General features: G+C 49.1%; 18 protein-coding genes. 9 read left to right on the top strand and 9 right to left on the bottom strand.

The window, feature by feature from the left end:
- The first annotated feature begins 1 nt into the window (after position 1).
- Positions 2-1,237, top strand: coding sequence for an efflux RND transporter periplasmic adaptor subunit (locus NT073_RS20690; RefSeq protein ID WP_297377243.1), 1,236 nt, complete (start codon positions 2-4; stop codon positions 1,235-1,237).
- A 49-nt stretch (positions 1,238-1,286) separates the two neighbouring features.
- Here the strand turns inward: NT073_RS20690 and NT073_RS20685 are convergent, their stop codons facing one another.
- Both NT073_RS20685 and NT073_RS20680 read right to left on the bottom strand, forming a co-directional pair.
- On the bottom strand, positions 1,287-2,039 hold the full coding sequence (locus tag NT073_RS20685; RefSeq protein ID WP_297377241.1) for a LytTR family DNA-binding domain-containing protein: 753 nt from the start codon (positions 2,037-2,039) through the stop codon (positions 1,287-1,289).
- A 21-nt stretch (positions 2,040-2,060) separates the two neighbouring features.
- Positions 2,061-3,107, bottom strand: coding sequence for a sensor histidine kinase (locus tag NT073_RS20680; RefSeq protein WP_297377238.1), 1,047 nt, complete (start codon positions 3,105-3,107; stop codon positions 2,061-2,063).
- A 235-nt stretch (positions 3,108-3,342) separates the two neighbouring features.
- On the opposite strand from NT073_RS20680, the gene NT073_RS20675 reads away from it, so the two are divergent.
- Both NT073_RS20675 and NT073_RS20670 read left to right on the top strand, forming a co-directional pair.
- The gene (locus NT073_RS20675) at positions 3,343-4,419 is read left to right on the top strand and encodes a DUF5694 domain-containing protein (protein ID WP_297377236.1); all 1,077 of its coding nucleotides are present in this window, start codon (positions 3,343-3,345) and stop codon (positions 4,417-4,419) included.
- 190 nt (positions 4,420-4,609) lie between these two features.
- The gene (locus tag NT073_RS20670) at positions 4,610-5,335 is read left to right on the top strand and encodes an outer membrane beta-barrel protein (protein WP_297377235.1); all 726 of its coding nucleotides are present in this window, start codon (positions 4,610-4,612) and stop codon (positions 5,333-5,335) included.
- Positions 5,336-5,371: 36 nt separating this feature from the next.
- Here the strand turns inward: NT073_RS20670 and NT073_RS20665 are convergent, their stop codons facing one another.
- On the bottom strand, positions 5,372-5,905 hold the full coding sequence (locus tag NT073_RS20665) for a hypothetical protein (RefSeq protein ID WP_297377233.1): 534 nt from the start codon (positions 5,903-5,905) through the stop codon (positions 5,372-5,374).
- Between the two features lie 242 nt (positions 5,906-6,147).
- On the opposite strand from NT073_RS20665, the gene NT073_RS20660 reads away from it, so the two are divergent.
- The 4 genes from NT073_RS20660 (at position 6,148) to NT073_RS20645 (ending at position 13,302) form a co-directional block, all read left to right on the top strand.
- Positions 6,148-8,631, top strand: a complete 2,484-nt coding sequence (locus NT073_RS20660; RefSeq protein WP_297377231.1) for an outer membrane beta-barrel protein — start codon at positions 6,148-6,150, stop codon at positions 8,629-8,631.
- A 275-nt stretch (positions 8,632-8,906) separates the two neighbouring features.
- Positions 8,907-11,348, top strand: coding sequence for a TonB-dependent receptor (locus NT073_RS20655; protein WP_297377229.1), 2,442 nt, complete (start codon positions 8,907-8,909; stop codon positions 11,346-11,348).
- A gap of 77 nt (positions 11,349-11,425) precedes the next feature.
- Positions 11,426-12,043 carry a hypothetical protein gene (locus NT073_RS20650; RefSeq protein ID WP_297377228.1) on the top strand — a complete coding sequence of 206 codons (618 nt, stop codon included), beginning with the start codon at positions 11,426-11,428 and terminating at the stop codon, positions 12,041-12,043.
- Between the two features lie 38 nt (positions 12,044-12,081).
- Complete coding sequence (locus NT073_RS20645; RefSeq protein ID WP_297377226.1) at positions 12,082-13,302, top strand: AraC family transcriptional regulator; 1,221 nt, start codon at positions 12,082-12,084, stop codon at positions 13,300-13,302.
- Between the two features lie 6 nt (positions 13,303-13,308).
- Here the strand turns inward: NT073_RS20645 and NT073_RS20640 are convergent, their stop codons facing one another.
- The 6 genes from NT073_RS20640 to pth all read right to left on the bottom strand — a co-directional run bounded on the left by NT073_RS20640 (position 13,309) and on the right by pth (position 19,013).
- Positions 13,309-14,469, bottom strand: a complete 1,161-nt coding sequence (locus NT073_RS20640; RefSeq protein ID WP_297377223.1) for a DUF692 family multinuclear iron-containing protein — start codon at positions 14,467-14,469, stop codon at positions 13,309-13,311.
- A 36-nt stretch (positions 14,470-14,505) separates the two neighbouring features.
- Positions 14,506-14,664, bottom strand: coding sequence for a hypothetical protein (locus tag NT073_RS20635; RefSeq protein WP_297377220.1), 159 nt, complete (start codon positions 14,662-14,664; stop codon positions 14,506-14,508).
- A gap of 149 nt (positions 14,665-14,813) precedes the next feature.
- Positions 14,814-16,418: a DUF5060 domain-containing protein gene (locus NT073_RS20630; RefSeq protein WP_297377219.1), complete on the bottom strand. Its 1,605-nt coding sequence runs from the start codon at positions 16,416-16,418 to the stop codon at positions 14,814-14,816.
- A 105-nt stretch (positions 16,419-16,523) separates the two neighbouring features.
- Positions 16,524-17,594 (bottom strand): nucleotidyltransferase domain-containing protein, encoded by a 1,071-nt coding sequence (locus tag NT073_RS20625; RefSeq protein ID WP_297377217.1) that lies wholly within the window; start codon positions 17,592-17,594, stop codon positions 16,524-16,526.
- Positions 17,595-17,771: 177 nt separating this feature from the next.
- The gene (locus tag NT073_RS20620; RefSeq protein ID WP_297377215.1) at positions 17,772-18,212 is read right to left on the bottom strand and encodes a hypothetical protein; all 441 of its coding nucleotides are present in this window, start codon (positions 18,210-18,212) and stop codon (positions 17,772-17,774) included.
- A 240-nt stretch (positions 18,213-18,452) separates the two neighbouring features.
- Positions 18,453-19,013, bottom strand: a complete 561-nt coding sequence (gene pth / locus NT073_RS20615) for an aminoacyl-tRNA hydrolase (protein WP_297377213.1) — start codon at positions 19,011-19,013, stop codon at positions 18,453-18,455.
- 220 nt (positions 19,014-19,233) lie between these two features.
- On the opposite strand from pth, the gene pyrR reads away from it, so the two are divergent.
- The gene (gene pyrR, locus NT073_RS20610; protein WP_297377211.1) at positions 19,234-19,773 is read left to right on the top strand and encodes a bifunctional pyr operon transcriptional regulator/uracil phosphoribosyltransferase PyrR; all 540 of its coding nucleotides are present in this window, start codon (positions 19,234-19,236) and stop codon (positions 19,771-19,773) included.
- A 206-nt stretch (positions 19,774-19,979) separates the two neighbouring features.
- The gene (locus NT073_RS20605) at positions 19,980-22,553 is read left to right on the top strand and encodes a DUF5686 and carboxypeptidase-like regulatory domain-containing protein (RefSeq protein ID WP_297377209.1); all 2,574 of its coding nucleotides are present in this window, start codon (positions 19,980-19,982) and stop codon (positions 22,551-22,553) included.
- Positions 22,554-22,603: the final 50 nt, after the last annotated feature.

Here is a 22,603-nt window from a genome sequence, read left to right as displayed (position 1 = left end):
TATGCATCCGTTCATAAACTTGCGTTACTCCCTTCAGGTAGCTCTTTTGGTCGCCACTGTTCTGTTTGGGGCCGCTGCCTGCCAGTCCGGTAATTCGTCGGAAGAAAACAAATCTACCCCTAACCTTAACGAGCAGGCGTCGGCCAAAGATACAAGCGAGAAAGAAGCCCCCGGTGGACCAGTGATGGTGGAATTGAGCCAGGCACAGTACGACATGGCAGCTATCCAGCTGGGGCAACCGACTCTCCGGCCATTGAGTACCACTTTAAAAGTAAATGGATCACTCGATGTGCCCGCGCAGAATTTGGTGTCAGTATCCGTGCCGGTGGGTGGGTATATCCGCCAGATTCAGCTTGAGCCGGGTATGCGTATCCGCAAGGGCCAGACGCTTGTGGTACTCGAAAATCCGGAATACGTTCAGCTGCAGCAGGACTACCTCGATACCAAAGCCAAGCTGGAGTATGCCGATCTGGAGTTTGCCCGTCAGCAGGAACTGAGCCGGGATAATGTCAATGCGCTGAAAGTTTTCCAGCAGGTTCGGGCCAACCGGCAAAGTTTACAGGCGCAACTGGCGGGCATGGCGCAACGGCTGGCTATTCTCCGCATAAATCCAGCCACCCTGACGCCCGAACGAATGGTTCGAACCATTACCGTGCCATCGCCTGTGTCGGGTTATGTTACGGATGTGCCTACCAACAACGGCCGGTTCGTGAATCCATCCGATGTGCTGGTGCAGATTACGAACATAGACCACCTGCATGTACGCCTGAGTGTTTTCGAGAAAGATATCAGTCGTATTCATTCGGGGCAAAAGGTCCGTTTTGGCATGGGGGGCGACGCCACGCTGGAACATCAGGGAACGATTTTTCTGATCGGTAAATCTATTGCGGCTGATCGCACCATTTCGGTACTGGCTCACCCGGAGGGCGATGCCAGCCACTATATTCCGGGCGGATATATTACGGCGCAGGTCGATGTGAAAACCCAGCCTTTGACCGCTTTGCCCGAAACGGCTGTCATTGGTTTTGGGGGCAAATCGTACGTTTACGTGCTCGACCGGAAGGATACCAAAGCTGCTATGTATCATTTCAGACAAGTGGAAATTAAAACGGGCGTACATGAAAACGGCTACGTGGCCGTTACGTTGCCCGGTGATGTAGACCCGATAAAGACGCCAATTGTCATTAACGGCGGGTATGGCCTATTGTCCAAGCTGAATAACAGCGAAGAAGAGTAGCCTTTTATGTGGTGTCAGTTTTGAGAAACTGACACCACATAAAAGGCAATTATCCGTCAATCAACTTATAAAAACTATCCCGATAGGTATCGCCAATGGGAATGACTGCTTTTTGAATGAAAATGCGGTTTCGTTCGATGGATTCAATGCGATTGAGGGCAACGATGTAGGATTTGTGGACGCGGGCAAACTGATTGACCGGGAGTTTTTCGTCCAGGCTTTTCATCGTTTGCAGGGTCAGAATCCGCTCCGTTGGGGTGTAAATGGACACATAGTCCTTCAAGCCTTCGCAATATAAAATCTCACTCAGGTCAACCCGTTGCAAGCGGTATTCGGTCTTGACGAAAATGAAATCTTTCGTAGTAGCTTCTGGCGGTATCGCTGTGAATACGCTATCATGTACGGCAGCCGCCGGGGTTAGGTCGGTCTTTTCAGCCTTAACGGGTGGAAATAATTTTTGAACGGCTTTATAAAACCGCTCGAACGAAATCGGTTTGAGCAGGTAATCGACAACATTATGCTCGTAGCCCTCCAGTGCGTACGTGGAGTAAGCCGTTGTTAGAATTACCCGGCACCTGCTCTCGCCGACTGCCCGCTCCACCAACTTCAAAAACTGCATACCGGTGAGCTCCGGCATTTGAATATCCAGAAACACTAGGTCGACTGTTCCCCGTTGCACCTGCGTAAGAGCGTCGATGGGGCTGGTCGTAGCACCCACCAGTTCCAGAAAAGGTACTTTTTGAATGTAGTCGCTCAGAATAGCGTGGGCGAGGGGTTCGTCGTCAACAATGAGACAGCGCATAAACGATGTTTGAAAATCAACTTATAAACTCAATTCCAGCGAACAGGCGTAGCTATCGGCCTCATCCGTAATATGCAACGTATGTTGGTTAGGGTAGAGCAGTTCCAGCCGTCGTCTCACATTCGTCAGGCCAATTCCACCCACGGCATCCGTTTGCCGACTTGTCTTTTTATTGAGTGTATCGAACCGCAATCTACCCTTCTGAACGCTCAAATCCAGAACGAGCGGGTGATTGGGGTCGGTTAGATCGCCATGCTTAAACGCATTTTCAACGAACGATACCAGCAAGAGTGGCTCAATACGGTACAGATCCGTATTGCCTTCAATACTAAACTGCACATTGGCATCGACTACGCGCAGCTTTTCGAGTTCGACATAATTTTTAAGGTAGTTGATCTCGTTCGACAGCAATACGCGACCACTTTCTTCCGTACGGTTATTGCTGTCGTAAAGCATATAGCGCATCAGTTCCGACAGTTTCAGAATCGCACCCGGTGCGGCATCGGATTTAGTGTAGGCCAGCGAGTAAATATTGTTCAGCGTATTGAACAGGAAGTGCGGATTTACCTGCGATTTCAGGAACGCCAGCTCGGCCATGTTTCGCTCCCCAACGAGTTCGGTACGTTCCTGCTGATGCACAAGCCAGTCTTCGATGATTTTAAAGGCCAGGCCCAACCCAATGGCCGGGAAGGCAAAGTAAAGATTATCCTTGGCGTAATAGAGCAAGGTCGTGTCCGGATCGTAGTTGGTGAAGCCAAATACGTACCAGAAAAAGACTTGCTCCAGTAGATAACGGAGTACAATAAAAACGCCCAACGCCCCGACTGAACCAACCAGCGCCCATAGTATTTTTTGACGGGTAAGGTAGCGGTTAAGCACAAAAGCGTGTTCGAACCAAACGGTAAACCAGAACGTAACGCTGATCGAAATCTCCAATGGCTCGAACACATACGCATTCTTTTTAGGCTCGTAGGCATTCATAAGGATCATAGTACCACACAGCAGCAAGTAGAGCAGGTTACGAACGCGGGTACGATTGTTCAGGAAAGCGGGTACGCGAATTGCCATAAGTCCAGGAGTTTTACCGACGTACGAAATACGTCAGTGAGGCAGTTTGTCGCAAACGGGATCGACAAACGCCCATTTTTAACCGATCAACGACCGTTGGAATAGCTGAAGGGCGTTGGTCGATTGAAGAGGCTGGTTGCCGACATGATAATGAGGTTGGTCGAAAACAGGTGAACGGGCTATTTCGAAGGCCCCATCTTTGGTTCATCAATTCACAAACACAATCACGACGACCATGAAATTTTCTGTTACGCTCCTGCTGATCGCCATGTCAATTCTGGCAAAAGCTCAATCAAAAATGGTCCAACCCCTTGAAATCCTGTTCATTGCTGCTTCGCACGACTACGGTACGAAAAGCATCGAGGACTTTTCGTACCCGATCAATAAAGCACTTGCGTTCAAACCGGATGCCGTTTTCGGCGAAAATCTTTCACCTGAAGATTACGATGCCCTGGATCGCCACTGGAATAAAGAAGCCATTGATAAACGGCTAGCGTACCTCACAAAAGTAGGGTACAAGCTGCCTAAAAATCCAAAGGCGTTCATTGCGCGGCAGTATAAGCTTTTGCAGACGTACCCATACTATCACCAGGAGCGGATGAAACTGGCCCATGCCTTATTCCTGACGCACGATTTTGGCAATGCGTCTTACCAGTTTTATCTGCTCGACAAACTGCGACCTGCCTTTGGCAACGAAGAAATTGCCGCCTTTACCCGGATACTTGGCCCGGTCGATTCGCTTAAAAATCTGGGTTTCCGTCGCACGAACGAATACTACAACATCTTTCATCCAATTGCACAAACGCTGAAGTTCGAGAAAATCATGCCGATGGATTGCCAGAAATACAATACGCCCTGGAGCGAGGCATGGGGTAAAACGGATTCCCTTTACAAGCAATTTGAAACAGCCATTGAAGCCGATACCAACTCGGCTGATTACCGGAAGTATGCCGCTTTACTAAACGAGAGTAATGCCCTGCAACGGCAGATGAATGCGGCTGTCAGAGCGGGCAAAGGAACGGCGTTTTTTAACACGGCCGAATGGGATAAGCTGACCGACTTTGGTAATTTTTATGGCAACCACTATCTGTTTGGCCTGAAAGGGTTTCCGGAAAACGGAGTACGTGACATGCTCAATTACTGGACCCTCCGCAATGAAGGTATGTGTCAGAATCTGGTAAGCCGGGCAAGAAATGCGGGTGCTAAACGGGTTGTTGTTGGGGTTGGCGCTTCGCACCGGGAACTGATGGTGAAACTACTAAAGGCTATGCCTGGCGTGACGGTTTACACATTAAATGAGTATGGTAATTAATTTTTTTATACCTATAAAGATCTGATTTTTAGAAAGTTGTGGATTATTTTAAAGTGAGTTGGTGATTTTTTTTGTCCGCCATGCAACCTGCATCCGGTGTTCTTACATCTTCCTGCCAAATGCCAAAAAGAATACAACCTGAAAAAGAAACAACTCAATTATTCCTAAACCTTTAATCTTGACTACAACCATGAAAACGTTCAAACACCTCCTCACAACCACCTTAATCGCTGCTTCGACCGCTGTATTTGCTCAAAATACGACCGTTATTATCAAAACTGATTCCAGCGTTTCGACAACCCGCTACCACAAATCGGTTAACCGCGTCACATCTGATTTTAGCCTGTATGTTGGGCTGAATAACTTCGGCGGATCGATGCCGGCGGGTTATGATTTCCGACCCCTTGGTTCGCGCTTCGTGGCACTGGCCTGGCAAAAACGAATTCCACTTTCCGTGAAAGGTGCCACTAAGCTCCGGCTCGTGACCGGCCCCGAAGTAGCCTGGAACAACTTCATGTTCGAGCGGTCGGCCGATGCGGGTAGAAACATCCTTGTGGAACGAAACAATCAATTGAGCATCGAGCAGTCGGATGTCGATCTACGCAAGTCAAAACTGGTCATTGCCCAACTCAATTTGCCCGTTATGTTCAACCTGTCGTTCCGTTCGGGGCTAACGCTGGGGCTGGGTGCCTACGCCGGTATTCGGCTGGATAGTTACACGAAAGTGAAGCCCGTTGGTGGCTCTGCGGTTCGGGATCATGGCTCCTACAATCTGAATACCGTTCGCTGGGGGCTGACATCGGAGCTGGGTTTCCGGGGCAGTGCCAAATTGTTCTTCCGTTACGAACCTAATAGCCCCTTTAAGGCAGGGCAGGGACCGGACGCTAGTGTGTGGGCGGTAGGTGTAAAATTGTAAACTATTGAAGTACAGTGAGTCAGGTTGCCTACTAACTCACTGTACTTTTGTATTAGTAGTAGGTACGTCGCCCGTAAAGTGTTTCGCTTGTGTGTAAAGTGGTATACCAAGCAAAAGCCATTGTAGCGTGCCGGACGAATTGTACCGAAGATGCCGGTCAGCCCCCACCGTAACGGATGTGTAGATCGATGTCCAGCTGATTCCCGACATAAAGCCCGTTAGATTGACATAACTGCTAAGCTGAGCGGTGGCTGAATCCGATTGGTTGACAATTACCCTCTGAGTCAATTTAGAGAAGCCAAAGTCGGCCAGTTGAACAGAGTACGAATGGAATCCGTCGTCCTGAATGAGTGAACTGGATATGGTCGTTTGGAAGGCAGCGGGATTGGCTCCGGCAGATTGCTTTTTTCCTGAAGACTGACACATTGCTGCTGTTAATAAAAGAAGAATGCCGGTTGCCAGACTTCCATACCGTTCGGAATAGATACGAAAGTTACGCCATGAAATGACGAACACAGTAATTGCCAGGCCGAGGTTTAATAACCCCCAAACTATTGTGAGAGCCGCCATGAAAGGGTGGTTTGGATGTGCTTAAAAGTAGATAAAAAAGTTAAACGTGAATGCAACATTCCGTTTTTGACTGTGTCTTTCTCTCGAATTCCCTTCTAAAAATACCCCCTCCCCATTAAAATCCGCTTATCCTGCCGTTCAGACCGCTTGTGTAAGAACAGGTACTTTGCGATGCATACTACCTACCTTTGCCATGTACTTCTGAATGACATAAAGCAACCTTCCGAAAAAAGTCCAAGATCATGAAAACGATTTTACCAATATTCCTTTTAAGCCTATTTGCTCTATCAACATCATTTGGGCAAGTATTAACACGGGGAACAGTAACCGGCCAAGTGGGTACTGTAGCGGGTAAACCACTTGAGTTTACCACTATGATGCTCCTGAAAGCAAAAGACTCTACGCTGGTAAAAGGGGCCATCAGCGATGCCGAAGGAAAATATGCCTTTGAAAACGTTGGTGCCGGAAACTACCGGGTGGCTGCCCAGCAGATCGGTTATAGCAAAACGTATAGCGCACTGTTCTCTATAAATGAAGCAAATCCGGCCGTCGAACTGCCCGCTCTGACTTTGGTCGATGAAACCAAAAGCCTGACCGAAGTGAAGGTCGTGGCGACGAAACCCTTCATCGAGCAGCAGGTTGACCGGACGGTTATGAATGTAGAAAACAGCATTGTGTCTAGCGGCAATACGGCACTGGAAGTCTTGGAAAAAGCACCCGGCGTCACAATCGACCGGCAGAACGACCAGATTCAGCTGAAGGGTAAAGCCGGGGTGATCGTTTACATCGACGGCAAACAGACCTACCTCTCGCAGCAGGAAGTATCGAACCTGTTGAAAAATACCCCCAGTGACAATATTGCATCAATTGAGATTATTACCAATCCTGGCTCCAAGTATGATGCTGCGGGTAATTCGGGGATCATCAACATTAAGATGAAGAAGAATAAGAATTTCGGTACCAATGGTACGTTTATCGTCGGTACGGGCTACGGCTGGGTAAAAAATTTGCAGGGTGCCCGCGACGATCTGCCGAAATTCAACTCGTCCCTGAACCTCAATCACCGCGAGGGAAAATTGAATGTATTTGGCAACTACAGCTACGTGAACCGGGAAAGTGCCCAAACCAACGAAATCAACCGGGCTATTCCGTACAACGGTAAGATCACGTATTTCGATCAGTATTCCTTCCGGCCAAATCAGTTTACGGGTCATTCGTACAAAGCCGGGCTGGACTATTACATCAATAAGAAGAGTACGGTGGGTGTGTTGTTCAACGGTTTCTCGAACGACTGGCGGTCGGGTGGGCAGAATAATACACTGATCAGCGACGAAAATCGCCGATTGACCAGCCGCCCCACGACCAAGACAGACGCCCGTCAGTTCATGTCGAACGTGACCGGCAACGTCAACTATAAGTACGATTTCGATGGCAAAGGCCGCGAGTGGACCGTCGATGCCGACTACGTTCATTATGGTGGAAAAAATAATAACAACCTGAGCACAGTCTACTACAACGCGGATAATTCGCTGACCCGCCCCAACCAGGATGTACGCAATAACATGCCATCTGAGATCAACATCATGGCCTTCAAAACCGATTACGTACATCCGTTGAAGAACGGTAGCAAAGTGGAAGCCGGTTTAAAAAGCAGTTTTGTCGATGCAGACAACAACACCATCTACGATACACTGCAGCAGGAAACAAAACAGTGGCTGTTCGATGCCAGTCGGTCCAATCAGTTCAAATACAACGAAAATATCAACGCGGCTTACGTTAATTACGCCGGTAAATTCGGTAAGCTAAAGGTACAGACAGGACTTCGCGCGGAGCATACCCACTCAACGGGCACGTCGGTAACGCTCAACCAGACGGTGGATCGCAACTATTTGAACCTGTTTCCAACGGTGTTTCTGTCTCGTCAACTGGATACGAACAACGTGCTGAACATGTCGTACAGCCGCCGGATCGACCGGCCCGATTACCAGAACCTGAATCCATTTGTGTTCTATCTGGACCCCTACACCTATCAGCAGGGTAATCCGTTTCTGCGGCCACAGTACACCAATTCGGTTGAGTTGACGCACGTGTACAAAGGAGCTATTTCAACGACACTCGGTTTCAGCCGCACCACAGATTTTATCAACCAGGAAACACCCCGCCAGATTGCTGCTCAGAACATCACCTACGTAACACCCGAAAACTTGGGTCACCTGGACAATCTGAACCTGAATGTCAGTTTCCCGGTGTCGGTTGCCAAATGGTGGCGGATGCAGAATAACGTGAATACGTACTATCAGAACTACCAGACTTTCTATTCGGGAACACCGTATCAGGTGAAGCTAGTGGCTTTCAATCTGTACACATCAAACAACTTTACCTTGAGCAAAACCCTGTCGGCCGAAGTGTCGGGCTGGTTCAATTCAGCATCACAGTACGGGTTCTACCGGGCTCAGCCAATGGGCGGGTTTAGCATTGGGGTTCAGAAAAAAGTGATGGAAGGCAAAGGAAATATCAAGCTGAACGTTAACGACCCTTTCTGGCTGAATCAGTTCCGGGGACGGGCAATGGTTCAGGATATTGACTTCCGGGTTGGGTCGCGCTGGGAGAGTCGCCAGATCAGACTGACGTTTACCTACCGCTTTGGTAACCAGAACGTAAAAGGAGCCCGTGACCGGAATTCAGCCACATCAGCCGAACAAAACCGGGTTAAAGCAGGTAACTAGAAGATAGATAATAAATAATAATGAAGCTGGCGCGGATACATACATTGTACATTATCCATCATTCATTATACACAACAACGGACTTAGTTTAGGTTAAGAAAATGGGAAACCCGCTCTCGTATTTGAGGAGCGGGTTTTTTGTGTTCTGACTTTTTTAATTCACAGGCCTAAGAGACTCAATTCATCATTTGAGACGGCTCAAATCTTTTTTGGGGCGAAGCAGGGGGTACCAATCGGCCACCTTTGGGTCATCAATCACAAAACGACTCAACCCAATGGTACGCTACTGTATACTCATTCTTCTTTTACTCGCAGGCCGAATAATCACAGGACAATCGTTGTCCGGCTCCGTACTTGACGCTTCCCGCCAGCCCGCTCCTTTCGCCGTTGTTAAACTGCTCAAGGCTGCTGATTCGACACTCGTGAAGGGAACGATTACGACCGAAGTCGGGCAGTATTTCTTCGCAAACATTGTTGATGGAAACTACTATGTGCAGGCATCGAGTGTGGGAATGGCGAGCGCTATGAGTCCAGTTGTAACGGTTAAAAGCGGCATGCCGGTGAGCGTTTCCTCACTGCAACTTTTGGCGATTGAGCAAACGCTCACCAGCGTGGTGGTGCGAGCCAAACGGGCCCTTGTTGAACAGCAAGTTGACAAGACCGTGATGAACGTGGCGGCAGATGCTACGGCGCAGGGCAAGACGGCCTATGAACTACTCCAGCAGGCACCGGGCGTCGTTATTGACCCGAATGATAACATACGAATGGCAGGCAAGCAGGGTGTCAACGTTTTTATCGATGGTAAACCGACAAACCTGTCGGTCAGCGATCTCGCCAATCTGCTCCGGGCAACACCTGCTTCAAGCATTGATAAAGTAGAGTTAATTACCAATCCCCCCGCCCGATTCGATGCCCAGGGGGGCGCCGGTATCATTAACATCCGGTTCCGGCGCGACAAAAGTCTTGGACTGAATGGAAATGCATCGGCTGGTTATGGCCAGAGTGACCACCATCGGGCCAATGCCGCTGTCGACCTAAACTACCGTACCAAAGGGCTGAACCTGTTTAGTAACGTAGCGGTAAGCGATAATTATCAGATTACCAATGTACGGCTCGACAGGCAAACGGGAGGGAGGCAATTCCTCCAGCGGGGCTACGACACCGATGGCACCCGAGCTGTAGTTTATAAAGCCGGTGTCGACTTCATCATCGACAGCCACCAGGCTGTACCCAGGCACACAATCGGGCTGATCGTGTCGGGGAATGTGTCAGGCAACCGGTTTGGTACGTTCACCACCACCCAACTGATCAATAGCCGAAATGGACTGGATTCGAGTATCGTGAACCGGGCAACGAACGGAACGTCGGCTCAGCCCGCCCGAAACAATCGGACCAACGCGTCCCTGAATTACCGCTATGCCGATACGCTGGGACTGGAACTGAACCTCGATGCCGATCTGACCTACTTCCAGAATACATCGCCCAACCTGATCACAAGTGATTACTACAACGCCGATGGCCAATCTCTTTTTCAACGCCAGCGCCGGTTCGATGCCAGCACAAACATCAAAATTAGTACGTTGAAAGGTGATTTTGTGAAGGAATGGAAAGAGCGCCATCTTAAACTCGAAACGGGTTTGAAACATACGGATGTCTCGACCGATAACGACTTGCTGGCGTTCACTGGGTCAGCGCCTGAACAGGTTGATGTGAACCGGACCAATCGGTTCACCTACCGGGAAATCGTGAATGCCGCTTATGCATCGCTGAATCGTTCAGTGGGCAAATGGTCGATGCAGGGCGGGCTGCGCGTCGAGCATTCCAATGTGAACGGCCGGTCGACCGATTTGCTTCAGCAAACGATTCAACGACCCGATACAACCTACCTGAACCTCTTCCCAACGGCGTTTGTGCAGTACCGTGCTACCGACAACAGTCAGTTCGGTGTCAATTACGGACGGCGCATCGGTCGGCCCAGTTATCAGGACATGAACCCCTTTATTTACCAGGTCGACCCTTATACCAGCCAGCGAGGGAACCCTTATTTACGTCCCACGTACACCCATACCCTGGAGGCCAGTTATACCTACAAATGGGCGTCGACAGTAAAGCTGGCCTATAGTCATACCAATGATTTTACGACGGATATTATCCGGCAGGAGGGACTGAACGCTTACCAGACGGTTGCCAATGTGGGCCAGGTCGACGCACTGAACCTATCGGTCAGTACACCGTATCAGTTCACGAAATGGTGGAGTACCTATGCCTATGCCGGAGCCACCTGGAACCGGTTTCGGGGGAGCCTGTCACCATCGGAACGTTTCGACCAGCGGACATTTGCCTTCGAAGGCTATATGCAGCACTCTTTTACGATCTCGAAAGTGTGGTCGGCACAGGCGTCGGGGTTCTGGAGTGCTCCTACGCAGCAAACGATCTACCGCATTGGCGATCTGGGCGCGTTGAACCTGAGTGTGCAGAAGAAAGTCATGCAGGAGCGTGGCAAGGTCACCTTCGGCGTCGATGACGTGCTAAACACCATGCGCTGGAGACAGTCCGCTGATTTTCAGACCCAGCAGTTTGCCATTGATCGTAAATGGGAGAGCCGCCGTATCACCATTCGGTTCAGCTATCAATTTGGCAGTAAAGACATCAAGGCTGCCCGCGATCGGGAGACGAACAGTGATGCGGGTCGAATCAAAGTAAAAGGAAATTTATAACCCATTTGTACCGCCAACAGGAGACAAACACTAGCGCTTCCAGGCGCGGACAAACCGTTTTAACACCCACTAATCAAATGAAAGCGACTCTATTCCTTATTGTGAGCTTACTCCTTTCGAGCGTTATCTCAACCAGTTCAGCGCAAAACCCGGCAATGGCAGAACCGGTTGCTCGTGTGGCGTTCACTCTCCGAAACAACCTGGGCTATCACCGCATGTTCCGGGCAGAAGGGCCGGGTATGGCCTATGGGTTTACCATGAACCGAAACGAATCGACACCCAAGAACTGGCCGGTGGGCGGTAAGCTTTATTTCAGCACAGATGGAGAAACTACGGAGGGGTTAATTTTTACAGTGACAGCTGCCGATGCCGGTAAAACCCTCCTGACAGCCCCCAAAGCGACGACTTATGCCACTGTACCCACAGTTATGGTTCGTTTCCGAAATAACAGTTTGATTCCCCGTAAGGTGATGCTCATTTCCTATAAACCTGATGAAGCAGGCAACGGCACACAAGGAATTATGCTCTTGCCCTACAGCAGTACGACCCAGACGTTTCCTGTTGGGACTAAAGTCTATTTTGCTGACAGCGAACAGGTAGACATCGTGATGAGTGGAAAGAGAATTGACGAAGACACGCCCTTTTTAACCGTTCGCAAAGAGAATAAAGGTAAAACATTCAATATTTTTCGGTAACAAAACAGGCTGTATCTTTCCCGTAAATGGTTTTTTAGATGACGTTTGACTTCAACACGTATTCGTCACCCCTGTTATTTGGCTTTGTGCAGGGCTGGATTTATGCTATCTTATTGTGGGTGAGGGCTCGGCGTGAAGAACGACTGTCGGACTGGTTGCTGGGCTGGGTACTGGTGGGGCAGAGCTTCAATATATGGGAGTATATGCTGGGCTTCGGCGGCATCGAAATTCTCTGGCGCGAACTGGAGTTTTTTCCCCGATCACTCGGCTATCTGTTTCCGGCATTGTGCTATTTCTACCTCAAAAGTCAGGTGAATGCCGATTTCCGGTTCTCCCGGCGCGACATCTGGCATGCCGTTCCATTTCTGGTTCAGGTTACCTATCACCTCAGCGTTTTTTCGATGGGCCATGATTTTGTCGAGCGGTGGAAAACAACGGTACAATACCCATATCACCTGGAGGATGCTGAGTTTTTCGTGGGTGTTGGCCTGGATGTATACTACCTGATTTTGTCCCTGCGCTTGTACCGGCATTACCGGGCCTGGATAAAAACGCAGTTTTCGGAGACAGAAACCATTAGTTTTCGATGGTTCCGAAACTTTCTTGTCGCCCTCACAGCCACGATGTTGTTCAGTCTGTTAATGACGCTGATAAGTGCGACGTTCAATCTTGATTTCTGGCAAAACTGGTGGGACAAACTGGCGGGTGTCGTCCTGATTTATTACGTGAGTATTCATGGCTACGCACAGGCACAGCCCGGTAGGCGGCTAACGTTTTATCCGGTGTCGGCAGATGAGCCGTCTGCGCTGACTGAATTGTTGCCTGACAGAGACAATGTCATGCAACGGGAACCGGTGCTGGTAAATCAAACCGTACATGATCAACTTGTAAAAACGTCCACGGGTCTGACAACGGATTTGATGCCGTGGCGTGATACCTTACTGGAATACATGGAAAACGAACGCCCTTATTTGGACCCTGACCTGTCTCTAACCGATCTGGCCCGCCGACTTAAGACCAACGCGTCCGTATTATCGCAGGTCATTAATGCCGGAATGGGCAAAAATTTCAATGATTTTGTAAACCAGTACCGGGTGGATGATTTCAAACGACAGGCGCTCGATCCGGCGAACAGGCATCTGAGCTTGCTGGGGATAGCGCTCGAAAGCGGCTTCAATTCGAAAGCTACGTTCAATCGGGCCTTCAGGAAATTAAGCGGTCAGTCGCCGAGGGAGTTCGTTGAGTCAGTGGAACGATAGTGCGGTCTATCTGTCCTTGATAACAGGACGCTGCACGAACCCATCTTTCCATTTCTGGGCGATGGCAATGGCCGTTTCGAGCATTTCAGGTTTCCAGTTTTCGATTTCCCAATCTGAATTCGCCAGACTCGATGCGCTCAGAAACAGTTGAGCCTGAGCACAATCGGTAGCCGTTTCCAGAATGGTCGACAGTTCATTCTGTTGTTGGTAAAGTACTGAATTCTCCGTTGGCGTTTTAGGAATGCTTACTGGAGACAAAGGCAGGAAAGCGTTGGTTGCCAACAGGCTATCTACCCGGTTGGCTCCTTCGACGATGTGGTCCATGGTATAGAAATCTTCCTGAAAAAGATGCCGACTTGCATCGGTAGTGAGCCCGGTGCCAAGCTGCTCAAGCACCACATACTTCAGGTTGGGGCATTGGCCGATAACCTGCTCCAGCGCATGGAAAACCGCTGCCGGTACAGAGTCGTCGTGCGTGTCCCGCCGGATCTGTTTCGTCGGGTTTACGACCGACGGCACCCAGCTTCCACCCGAGATGTGGATTTCGCGAACCCGGTCGAGCGGGTAGAGCGTCTGTAAGTCAGTGATGTCGATAGCAAAGTTCTGACTTTGGCAATACAGGTTGTGTAAATCCAGAATAATGAATCCGTTGATTGGTTCGAGTAGTTGATCCAGAAAGTTGCCCTGCCGCTTTACGTCGTCGAGCGAATAGGCGACTGCCAGATTTTCCAGGCCGACCGGGCAGTTCCCCGCATCCTGGAGCCGGAGCAGCCGGTCGCGGCCTATGGCCAGTGTGGACGCTGTAAACGGAATACTGACGGGTGCTCCCTTGTGAAAGTCCTCACCCGTCATAAACCCGAAATGCTCCGTCAGGTGGTCGAAGGTGAAGTCGGCCGAGATAGCTTTCAACTGGTTCAACCACTGTTGCTGGTCGGGCGTCCATTTGCCGGAGAAAAGGGAAAAGAAAACCCCGTGCCCAATCAGCCGACCTTCCTGGCTGTAGGCCCGGAGTAATTCAGCAAACCATTCGGGCATCTCGCCCAAGGCAAACAGGGTATCGAACGACCATTCAATGGCCTGAACTTTTTCGGACTCAAAAAGCGGCAGCGACGCCTGTAAACTGTTGGTATCCAGGTTGCAGGCAATGGAAGAGTATACCCTGGCCATATGGAAATCAATTACACAGGAGGTTCATTTGGTACATTAACCCAGGCCACAGCCGGGGCAGTCATACGGCACTTTTTTCTGCTGCTCGCCATTGGGCGCTTTGGGATCGACGACTGTGCCTTTGGCGCAGGAACTGAGCGTGGTAACCGTTACCGCAACGGCGATAGCCTGGAGAAGGGATTTAGAAAGTTTCATGGCGCTGTTTTTAACGAGAAATCGGACGATATGGAATCTGATCTATTTGTCGATTGGGTAGACCACTGTCACCTGAAAAAGGTTGGAATCAGGGTGCTGATTTTTTGTACAGGTATCCTGTCTATCTAATTTCCTGAGATCAACAGTAATTACCGTATCTCGGATATTCGCAACGCTATATATGGTTTTAGCGGAAGCCGGACTTTTTTAAGCGTTTTGTCATACAGCCGGTAGTCGTTTTCGCTGGCTGTTTCAAAAACCTGCGGGTCTGCTTGAATGGTCATGTCCCAGGTGTCGATGACCTCGACCTTAAATCGCTGGCCAGCCGTTACTTTCTGAAACGAGCTGTTTTTGGCCGGGAGGTTGAAGAGCCAGCTATCACTCGTTTGTTTGCCGAAATAAATCAGATACTGGCCCTCCCCGGCACTAGCCGTTACATTGTCCCGGCTAACGTCCGAAAGGCTGATTGGATTGGGAAAGGCTTCAACGATTTGTCGGAGAAAGGCAATCCGTTTCCAGCTTGTCCCTTTAAAATTTCCGCCTTTGGCCCAGAAAATTGTGTCCGTCGGAGCCGCCATATAACACTCGCCGTGGGTAACGTACGTACCGCCAAGCACTCCGTTCCAGACGAGATAGGTCATTTCTTCGGGACTGTACCGGCCCCAGCGGGATTTTAGATTGCCTTCGTAACCTACCTCATCGGCAATAACAGGCTTTTGGTATATATGTCTGAGCATGGCGGCCGCATTTGGCGATTGAACCGGTGTTTCGTCCTGTATGCTCACGTGCGTGAACTCGGGTTTCCGGTAGTCGTAATAAGTGGCTGTAGCGCCGTGGATGGAGCAGAGGTGCTTATACGGGTCGTTTTGTGCGACGGTTTTGGCCAGAAGGTCCCAATCGCCAACGGTTTTACTTTTCACATAATCCCACTCATTCGCCAGCGACCACCATACGTTTTTATAGGAGGACAGCCGGGCTAGTAAGTACTTCAGGTAGCGGATGTTTACTTCGTTCGGCATGGCGTCGAAGCCCCAGCGTCCTTTGTCGTATGGATGAAACAGAATCAGATCGGCTTCAATGCCCAGCTTATTCAGGTCGTCGACCCGTTTTTCAAGGTGCTGAAAAAAAGCCGGGTTGAACTTGTCGAAGTTCCAGACGGTATACGATTTTCCGTCCGCATCTTTTTTCTGTTCCTTTATTTCAAAGGGAAACAGGTCGGGCGCTTCTTTGACTAACTCATAGTTCTTCGGAAAAACGCACATACGCAGTTTGTTAAAGCCGGACTTTTTTAAGGTGTTGATCGTAATTTCCTGCGTTTCCTGGCCCATGTGCGTCCAGGCATAGGCGGTTGTTCCAAACGGGTAATAGTTTGTCCCGTCAGCGTATTTGAAGGCATAGGTATCGCTGACCCGAACCGGTCCGGCGTTGCCTCTGGCGGCTGCTACGCATGTAAATTCTCCCTTTTGATTGTTGAGCCGGGCTACATTACTACTGATTTTATACCGCCATTTGCCCGTTTTCTGTGGCATGAAGCGAATTCTGAATGTATCCTTCCCATCATAAAATCCCGCTACGGAATAGGTTGTATCTCCATTTGACAATTCAGCCGTTAAGGTCACTTCGGTAAACGGGTTTGCCGTCGTTTTGGCCGTGAATGTTTTTTCAAAACGTCCCCATTGCTCAACCTCCTGTGCAAGGAGTGATTTTGAAAAAAGTAGACCGAGTATAAGTAGAGATAATAGTTTGTATTGCATCGTTCTTAACTGCTGGGAAAAGTAAGTAAGCATCAACTGCCAAAGAGAGTCCAATGCTTCACGTGAGTAGTGTGAAGTAAGTACAGATAGGTGTCGATATACCCACTAATAGGCCCGTTTTGCGTATAATTCCATTCTCAGGCCAACCAAGATATGCTCAATTGCAGAAAGGTCCGGGTGCTCAGGTAGGAGGCTTGCCTGAGCAGCGACATCAATCTGGTGTAACTTTTCTTCGGCTTGAGCCAGCAACTCATCGTAGTCGAAGGTGCCGGAGCGAATGGAGAGTAACTCCTCCCGATTTGGCCGACGAACAATCACTTGACCCGTTTGCAGTATTTCGAGCGCCATATCCAGCAGTCGAAACGTATGCATCATATTCTTGGTATCGTAATTTTTGCCATGCTCAACCGTATTTTCGTACCGTGCTGTATTGCGTTTATCAACCCAGTCCCAGTACTCCCGGTAATCTTTGCAGTAACTCGAATAGCCATCATGGTTGACGTATAGAAGGGCGATGGATTCTTGATCTACGGGAACGCTGCTGAGCGAAACGGCGGTGGCGTCTTCATGAGAAATCAGGCCCTGAAAGCCCAGAGAAGCCGTTTCGTCGTAGTATAACGCATACATATCGCGGGCGTGGGGAACACTGACAAGGCCACACTGTTCGGCTCTCCGATTATGCGCCGACAGCCAGTCGGGTACCGGAATGGATTTTTGTCCGACTACGACGTAACAGAAATGGAGTAATGATTTGCGCTCTTTAGGAAGCGGGTTCACAATCTTTTTGTTGAGGCCTCGCGCTTTCTTGATCTGACTGGCCGCGTAACCGGCAAAAGTATCCCGACAGCGCTTTGACAGGAAGTCACTTACCTGCAACCGATCAAACAAAGGGTTTTTCTGGAGAACACAGTCGGCAGGTGCACAGAGTAATTCCAGAATATTTGGGTTGTTTTTGGCGAGCAGTTCGACAAACCGGCGCAGTTCGTAGAAGATAACATCGTTTTTCGCATCGTTCACCTGCTCTACATAGCGGAGTCCGTACAGATCGGCCTGTGGCAGAATAAAAACACCCCGGATGTCAGTATCGGAGGAAGGTAAATCCGTTCCATACGCCCGGCTGCCGCTGATGCACTCGAATAAGATTAATTGGTTGTCGCGTAGGTCCTGAATGGTCATGGTACTGGAACGTGAGGGTTCAACATTCGGTAACCCCTAAAAAAAGATAAGGTTCCCCGATCTGTAGCGGAGAACCTTATACTGACTATTCCTAAACCCTTAACCTTTTCTACATGAAAAACTAACTTTTACTCTTTTCTGTTCCAAATCCCCGATTAATTCAGGATTTGATGTAGCTTACTGAATGTCAGCTGCTTCGGCAGCGGTCTGATTAACATTCCAGAGATAATTGATCATCCGGGTAGTGTAATCAGCCTGATTCATCCAATGGCTGGCGTTTGCATTTTTCTGCTTGACCAGCGTATTCTGTAACTGAGTAGCAGCTTCGTTGAACTTGGTACGTTCGGCAGGACTGAGAGCCAGCACAGCCGAAGGACTTTGGTTATACAACGAGACAACACTCATAAAGTTTTGCCAATTGGTAGTCTGCGCAAACTTAACAACGTTTTGTCCGATATAAGCAGCGAACTGCTTTTGCGAACCGTTGACAAGCATAGCACTTGCCGGCTTGGTGGCTGCCGGGCTATCATCAGTGTTGGTGGTGGTAGCCGCGTCTGCCTGAGTACTCACTAACCCTAATCCAAGAATGAGTGATGCAAAGATAACACGCGTTTTCATTGTTTTGTTCTATTTTGTTTTCAATCAGATAACACACAAATGTCTATAGAAAGTTTGAAATGGCAAATGCCTGTAGCGTCCCCTTCAAAATTTTCTTCCGAATATAATGTGGTTTATGATGAAAAATGGTCAATATAGAGACAAAAATTCAAGCGAAATGAAATATTATTCTAATATTACGCTTAGTTCCTATGAATTTATATTTTTCCGGAAAAGTGCAATTTTCTTTAAAAAGTTATATCATTGGTTGTAATTATTCATGGCCATTTGTATGCCCATAGTACAAAAACTGAGGGCTGCATTACCGGCCCGGTCCAAATAGTCCGGTAATTGAATCAGTTCGTCCTCCGGAAACTGCCCCAGCACAAAATCGACCTGCCTTCCTTTCGAGAAATTATTGCCGATGCCAACCCGGAGCCGGGCGTATTCCTGCGTGCCTAAAACTTCATCGATGTGTTTTAAGCCGTTATGGCCGCCGGGCGAACCTTTGGGCTTTAGCCGAAGCTTGCCAAAGGGTAAATCTTTATCGTCGGTGATAATCAGGATGTTTTCAATGGGAATAGTTTCCTGCTTCATGTAGTAGGAAACTGCCTTGCCGCTCAAATTCATGTAAGTAGTTGGCTTTACAAAAAATAGCTGTTTGCCTTTATGCTGCCATTTGGCCGTATAGGCCAGGCGGGTCATAGAGAAGCTGAAGTCATTCTGAGCGGCCAGCCGGTCGAGAACCATAAAGCCCGCATTGTGGCGGGTCAGTGCATATTCAGGGCCGATGTTGCCCAGACCAACGAGTAGGAATTTCATAGACAATGAATGTAAACGGGCAAAATTAACACGATTAAACAGGACTGCATCCAACGGTCGTAAACTATACAGGTCATTAGCCTCAAATTGGAGAAATCAATTCATTGTTTAAGCACCGGGTGATAATACGGCTGCCTCACTAAACGTCTGGATAAACTGCTCGGCTACATTTATGTGCGGGTAAACCGCTAAATGAATGACTTACTGCTATTTTTACCGCATGAATCAACAGCGTCTAATACTGTCCAGTCCACTGCTCGAAATTGTTGTGAGTCGACTGGCACAGCAACTCATTGAGAATTATCAGGATTTCGCGGATACCGTTATTCTCGGTATGCAGCCGAGGGGGATTTATTTTGCCGAACGCGTAGCCCACGAACTGAATCGTACACTTGGGTATGATGTTCCGCTGGGGTACCTGGACGCGACATTCTATCGGGATGATTTCCGACGGCGCGATACGCCCCTGCGGGCCAATACTACAAACGTGCCTTTTATTATCGAGAATAAACGCGTTATTCTTATCGACGACGTGCTGGCAACCGGCCGAATGGTGCGAGCCGCCCTCGACGCGATGACCGCCTTTGGCCGACCCCGTAAAGTAGAACTTCTGGTACTAATTGATCGTCGGTATAACCGCGACCTGCCTATAAAGCCCGATTATACCGGCAAACGGGTAAATACGCTGGAGTCACAGCAGGTTTTGGTTGAATGGACCGAGCAGGGAGCCGAAGCCGATCGTATCTGGTTAGTAGGTTAATCTGCTTGTTTGGTAGATAAAATATAAGTACGTAAAATTACTTACACATGACGAATAATAAATAAATCAGCTTTTGTAACAGTTGATACAGGATATTTGACACTTTGGCGCCTTTTTATAACGGCTAAGCTGAGATCGCCACATATAAACGTTTGTATTTGTGCTATCTTCGCTTGGTAAACAGGGCAACAAAGACTACAGAACGCTTGAAAACACTTTTACATTCTCTATCATTTATTCTGTTACTATTACTTAGTGGGCTCATTACTCAAACTAAAGCCCAGACAGTTTATACCGTTACTGGTCTGGTTACCGATGCCCATACGGGAGACCCAATCCCCTTTGCCAGTGTAGCACTGGTAGGACGCCGGAGTGGGACCCTTACCGATGAAAAAGGCCGTTTCTCGCTGGTCGTAAAGATTTTGTCCGATTCGCTGGCTGTGAGTTCAATGGGGTACAAACCCCTGCGTCGGGCTATTGATCCGGAACGCGTATCGCAGGCGGTCGATTTTAAGCTCGAGTCAGGTGGGAATTCCCTGCAGGAAGTGACGGTTAAAGCGGGCGAAAACCCGGCTTGGCGCGTGCTGCGGCAGCTTCGGAAAAACCGCTCGATAAACGACCGCAAACGGCTGGCTGCCTACGAATACGACAGTTATGTAAAGACCGAGATTGCATTGAGCCATGTTACTGATCGCATGCGAAAGAACCCGCTTATCAAACGGATTAACGAAGCGATGAGCAAGCACGACTCCATTGTCGATAACGAAGGTCACCGTGTACTGCCACTGCTGGCTTCGGAGTCCGTATCCCGATACTATTATAAAGCCAATCCCGAGCGTAAACGCGAAGACATTCGTAAAACCCGCATAAAAGGGGTAGCCGTAGACGATGCCGGGCTGAGCTCGCAGCTGCTGGGTGGTACGAACCTGGTCAGTCAGAATTTCTACGATAACTACATTCCGATTCTGGGTAAAGATTTTGCCTCACCCGTAGGCGATAACTGGAAAAACTGGTACGAGTTTTTCCTGGCCGACACCACTCAGATTGGCGATCATATCTGCTACGAAATTCAGTTTGATCCCAAACGGCCCGAAGATCTCGCTTTCACGGGTAAAGCCTGGATCGATACCACCTCCTTTGCCTTGTGCCAGATCGAAACCCGGATTGGTAAGGGAGCCAACCTGAACTACGTACGCGACCTGACCATTGAACAGGAGTTGGAAAGTACAACCGATTCATCAGCTGGCGCATCGGGCACGGCGGGCTGGCTACCAGTAAGTATTCACCTCAATGCCGACCTGACGGGTGTGGGTAAGCAATCCCTTGGTTTGCGGGCGAAGGTTACCCTCCGAAACAGTAACATTCTCGTCAACAGGACTCACCCAACGCTGTTCTACGAGCAGCCAATTGAGCCAAGCGACACTGTAGCCACCAGCAACGAAGCTTACTGGCATACGGTTCAGAGTACGCTTGCCGGGGCCGATTCATTGAATAAAGACGATCAGAAAACCCGGCAGGTCATTGAGAAACTGCGGGCCGTTCCGGCTGTAAAAATGGCCGAAGCTGTTGGGCAGGTTGCCGTTACCGGATTTTATAAAGTGGGCGGTTTCGACCTTGGCCCTTACCCGTATTTGTTTGCCGTTAATAGTGTGGAAGGCTTACGAACACGAATCGGATTCCGTACTAATGAGCAATTTAGTCGAAACTGGATTTTGAGAGGGTACCTGGTCTACGGAACGTTGGATAATCGGTTTAAATACAGTGGAGAAATAAGTTACCTGTTTTCACGGCAGCACTGGACTGTTGCAGGCGTGCGGATGGCGGATGATCTGGAGCGGCTTGGATTGACGCCCGAATTAATCGGCGGTAATCGGATTTTTTATGCTCTCAGCCGATTTGGTCGCTACCGGGGAGGCTATCGCAGCCAACAAAAAGAAGTTTACTTTAAGACAGAACCTGTTAAAGGTATCCTGCTGACGGCTACCCTAGGGACCCGAACGTTCGACCCAGTGTTCCCATTTCACTACCGCGTTCAGCCTGATTTGGGCGATCAGTCAGCGTTGCAATCAGATATATTCGATGCCTATTGGTCAATTGAAGCCCGGCTGGCCCGGAAAGAGAAGTACCTGATGGATGGCAATGAACGAATTACCTTGGGCACAAAACGGGCTCCGGTGCTCACTATTCGCTATACACACGGCTCTCAGGCATTGGGTGGGCAGTACAATTACGATCGGTTTAACTTACGGGCGCAGCAAACGTTTCGTCTCGGCCCCCTCGGTCGGATGACGTATCTGCTATCGGCGGGTTTTACGCCTTCAACGCTGCCCGCTCCGATGTTGTTCCCGCACATTGGCAATCCAACGCCCCTGCTGACCACCAATACCTTTAACCGAATGCAGTTTTACGAATTTGTAAGTGACCGTTTCGTTGCGGTACACGTCCAGCACCGCTTTGAAGGACTGCTCTTTAATCGGATTCCCGGAATTCGTAAATTGAACTGGCGCTTAATTGCCAACGTCGATGCTCTGTGGGGAGGGCAACGGAAGGCCAATCGGGATGTTGAGTCGTTTAAACTGTTACCCGGTGGAACAAGACCTATTTACTTCGGAAGCCTAGATGGAAACAAACCTTATATGGAAGTGGGTTACGGCATCGACAATATTTTCAAGATTATCCGAATCCAGGCTATCCATAGGCTTAATTACCTGAATGATAGTCCCAATGGGTTACCGCTGAACTCTTTTGCCTTAAAAGCGTCCGCTTCAATTAGTTTTTAGCCCGCCTACGTAATCATTTATGGGCGTAGCGGGTTAGTATAAACAAACTA

This window comes from Spirosoma sp. (assembly GCF_026391055.1).
Classification (GTDB): domain Bacteria; phylum Bacteroidota; class Bacteroidia; order Cytophagales; family Spirosomataceae; genus Spirosoma.
This window is presented reverse-complemented; position numbering and strand designations above follow the sequence as displayed.

Coding starts and splice junctions, on each gene's coding strand:
- NT073_RS20690 (WP_297377243.1), top strand. CDS start 2: ATGCATCCGTTCATAAACTTGCGTTACTCCCTTCAGGTAGCTCTTTTG.
- NT073_RS20685 (WP_297377241.1), bottom strand. CDS start 2,039: ATGCGCTGTCTCATTGTTGACGACGAACCCCTCGCCCACGCTATTCTG.
- NT073_RS20680 (WP_297377238.1), bottom strand. CDS start 3,107: ATGGCAATTCGCGTACCCGCTTTCCTGAACAATCGTACCCGCGTTCGT.
- NT073_RS20675 (WP_297377236.1), top strand. CDS start 3,343: ATGAAATTTTCTGTTACGCTCCTGCTGATCGCCATGTCAATTCTGGCA.
- NT073_RS20670 (WP_297377235.1), top strand. CDS start 4,610: ATGAAAACGTTCAAACACCTCCTCACAACCACCTTAATCGCTGCTTCG.
- NT073_RS20665 (WP_297377233.1), bottom strand. CDS start 5,905: ATGGCGGCTCTCACAATAGTTTGGGGGTTATTAAACCTCGGCCTGGCA.
- NT073_RS20660 (WP_297377231.1), top strand. CDS start 6,148: ATGAAAACGATTTTACCAATATTCCTTTTAAGCCTATTTGCTCTATCA.
- NT073_RS20655 (WP_297377229.1), top strand. CDS start 8,907: ATGGTACGCTACTGTATACTCATTCTTCTTTTACTCGCAGGCCGAATA.
- NT073_RS20650 (WP_297377228.1), top strand. CDS start 11,426: ATGAAAGCGACTCTATTCCTTATTGTGAGCTTACTCCTTTCGAGCGTT.
- NT073_RS20645 (WP_297377226.1), top strand. CDS start 12,082: ATGACGTTTGACTTCAACACGTATTCGTCACCCCTGTTATTTGGCTTT.
- NT073_RS20640 (WP_297377223.1), bottom strand. CDS start 14,469: ATGGCCAGGGTATACTCTTCCATTGCCTGCAACCTGGATACCAACAGT.
- NT073_RS20635 (WP_297377220.1), bottom strand. CDS start 14,664: ATGAAACTTTCTAAATCCCTTCTCCAGGCTATCGCCGTTGCGGTAACG.
- NT073_RS20630 (WP_297377219.1), bottom strand. CDS start 16,418: ATGCAATACAAACTATTATCTCTACTTATACTCGGTCTACTTTTTTCA.
- NT073_RS20625 (WP_297377217.1), bottom strand. CDS start 17,594: ATGACCATTCAGGACCTACGCGACAACCAATTAATCTTATTCGAGTGC.
- NT073_RS20620 (WP_297377215.1), bottom strand. CDS start 18,212: ATGAAAACGCGTGTTATCTTTGCATCACTCATTCTTGGATTAGGGTTA.
- pth (WP_297377213.1), bottom strand. CDS start 19,013: ATGAAATTCCTACTCGTTGGTCTGGGCAACATCGGCCCTGAATATGCA.
- pyrR (WP_297377211.1), top strand. CDS start 19,234: ATGAATCAACAGCGTCTAATACTGTCCAGTCCACTGCTCGAAATTGTT.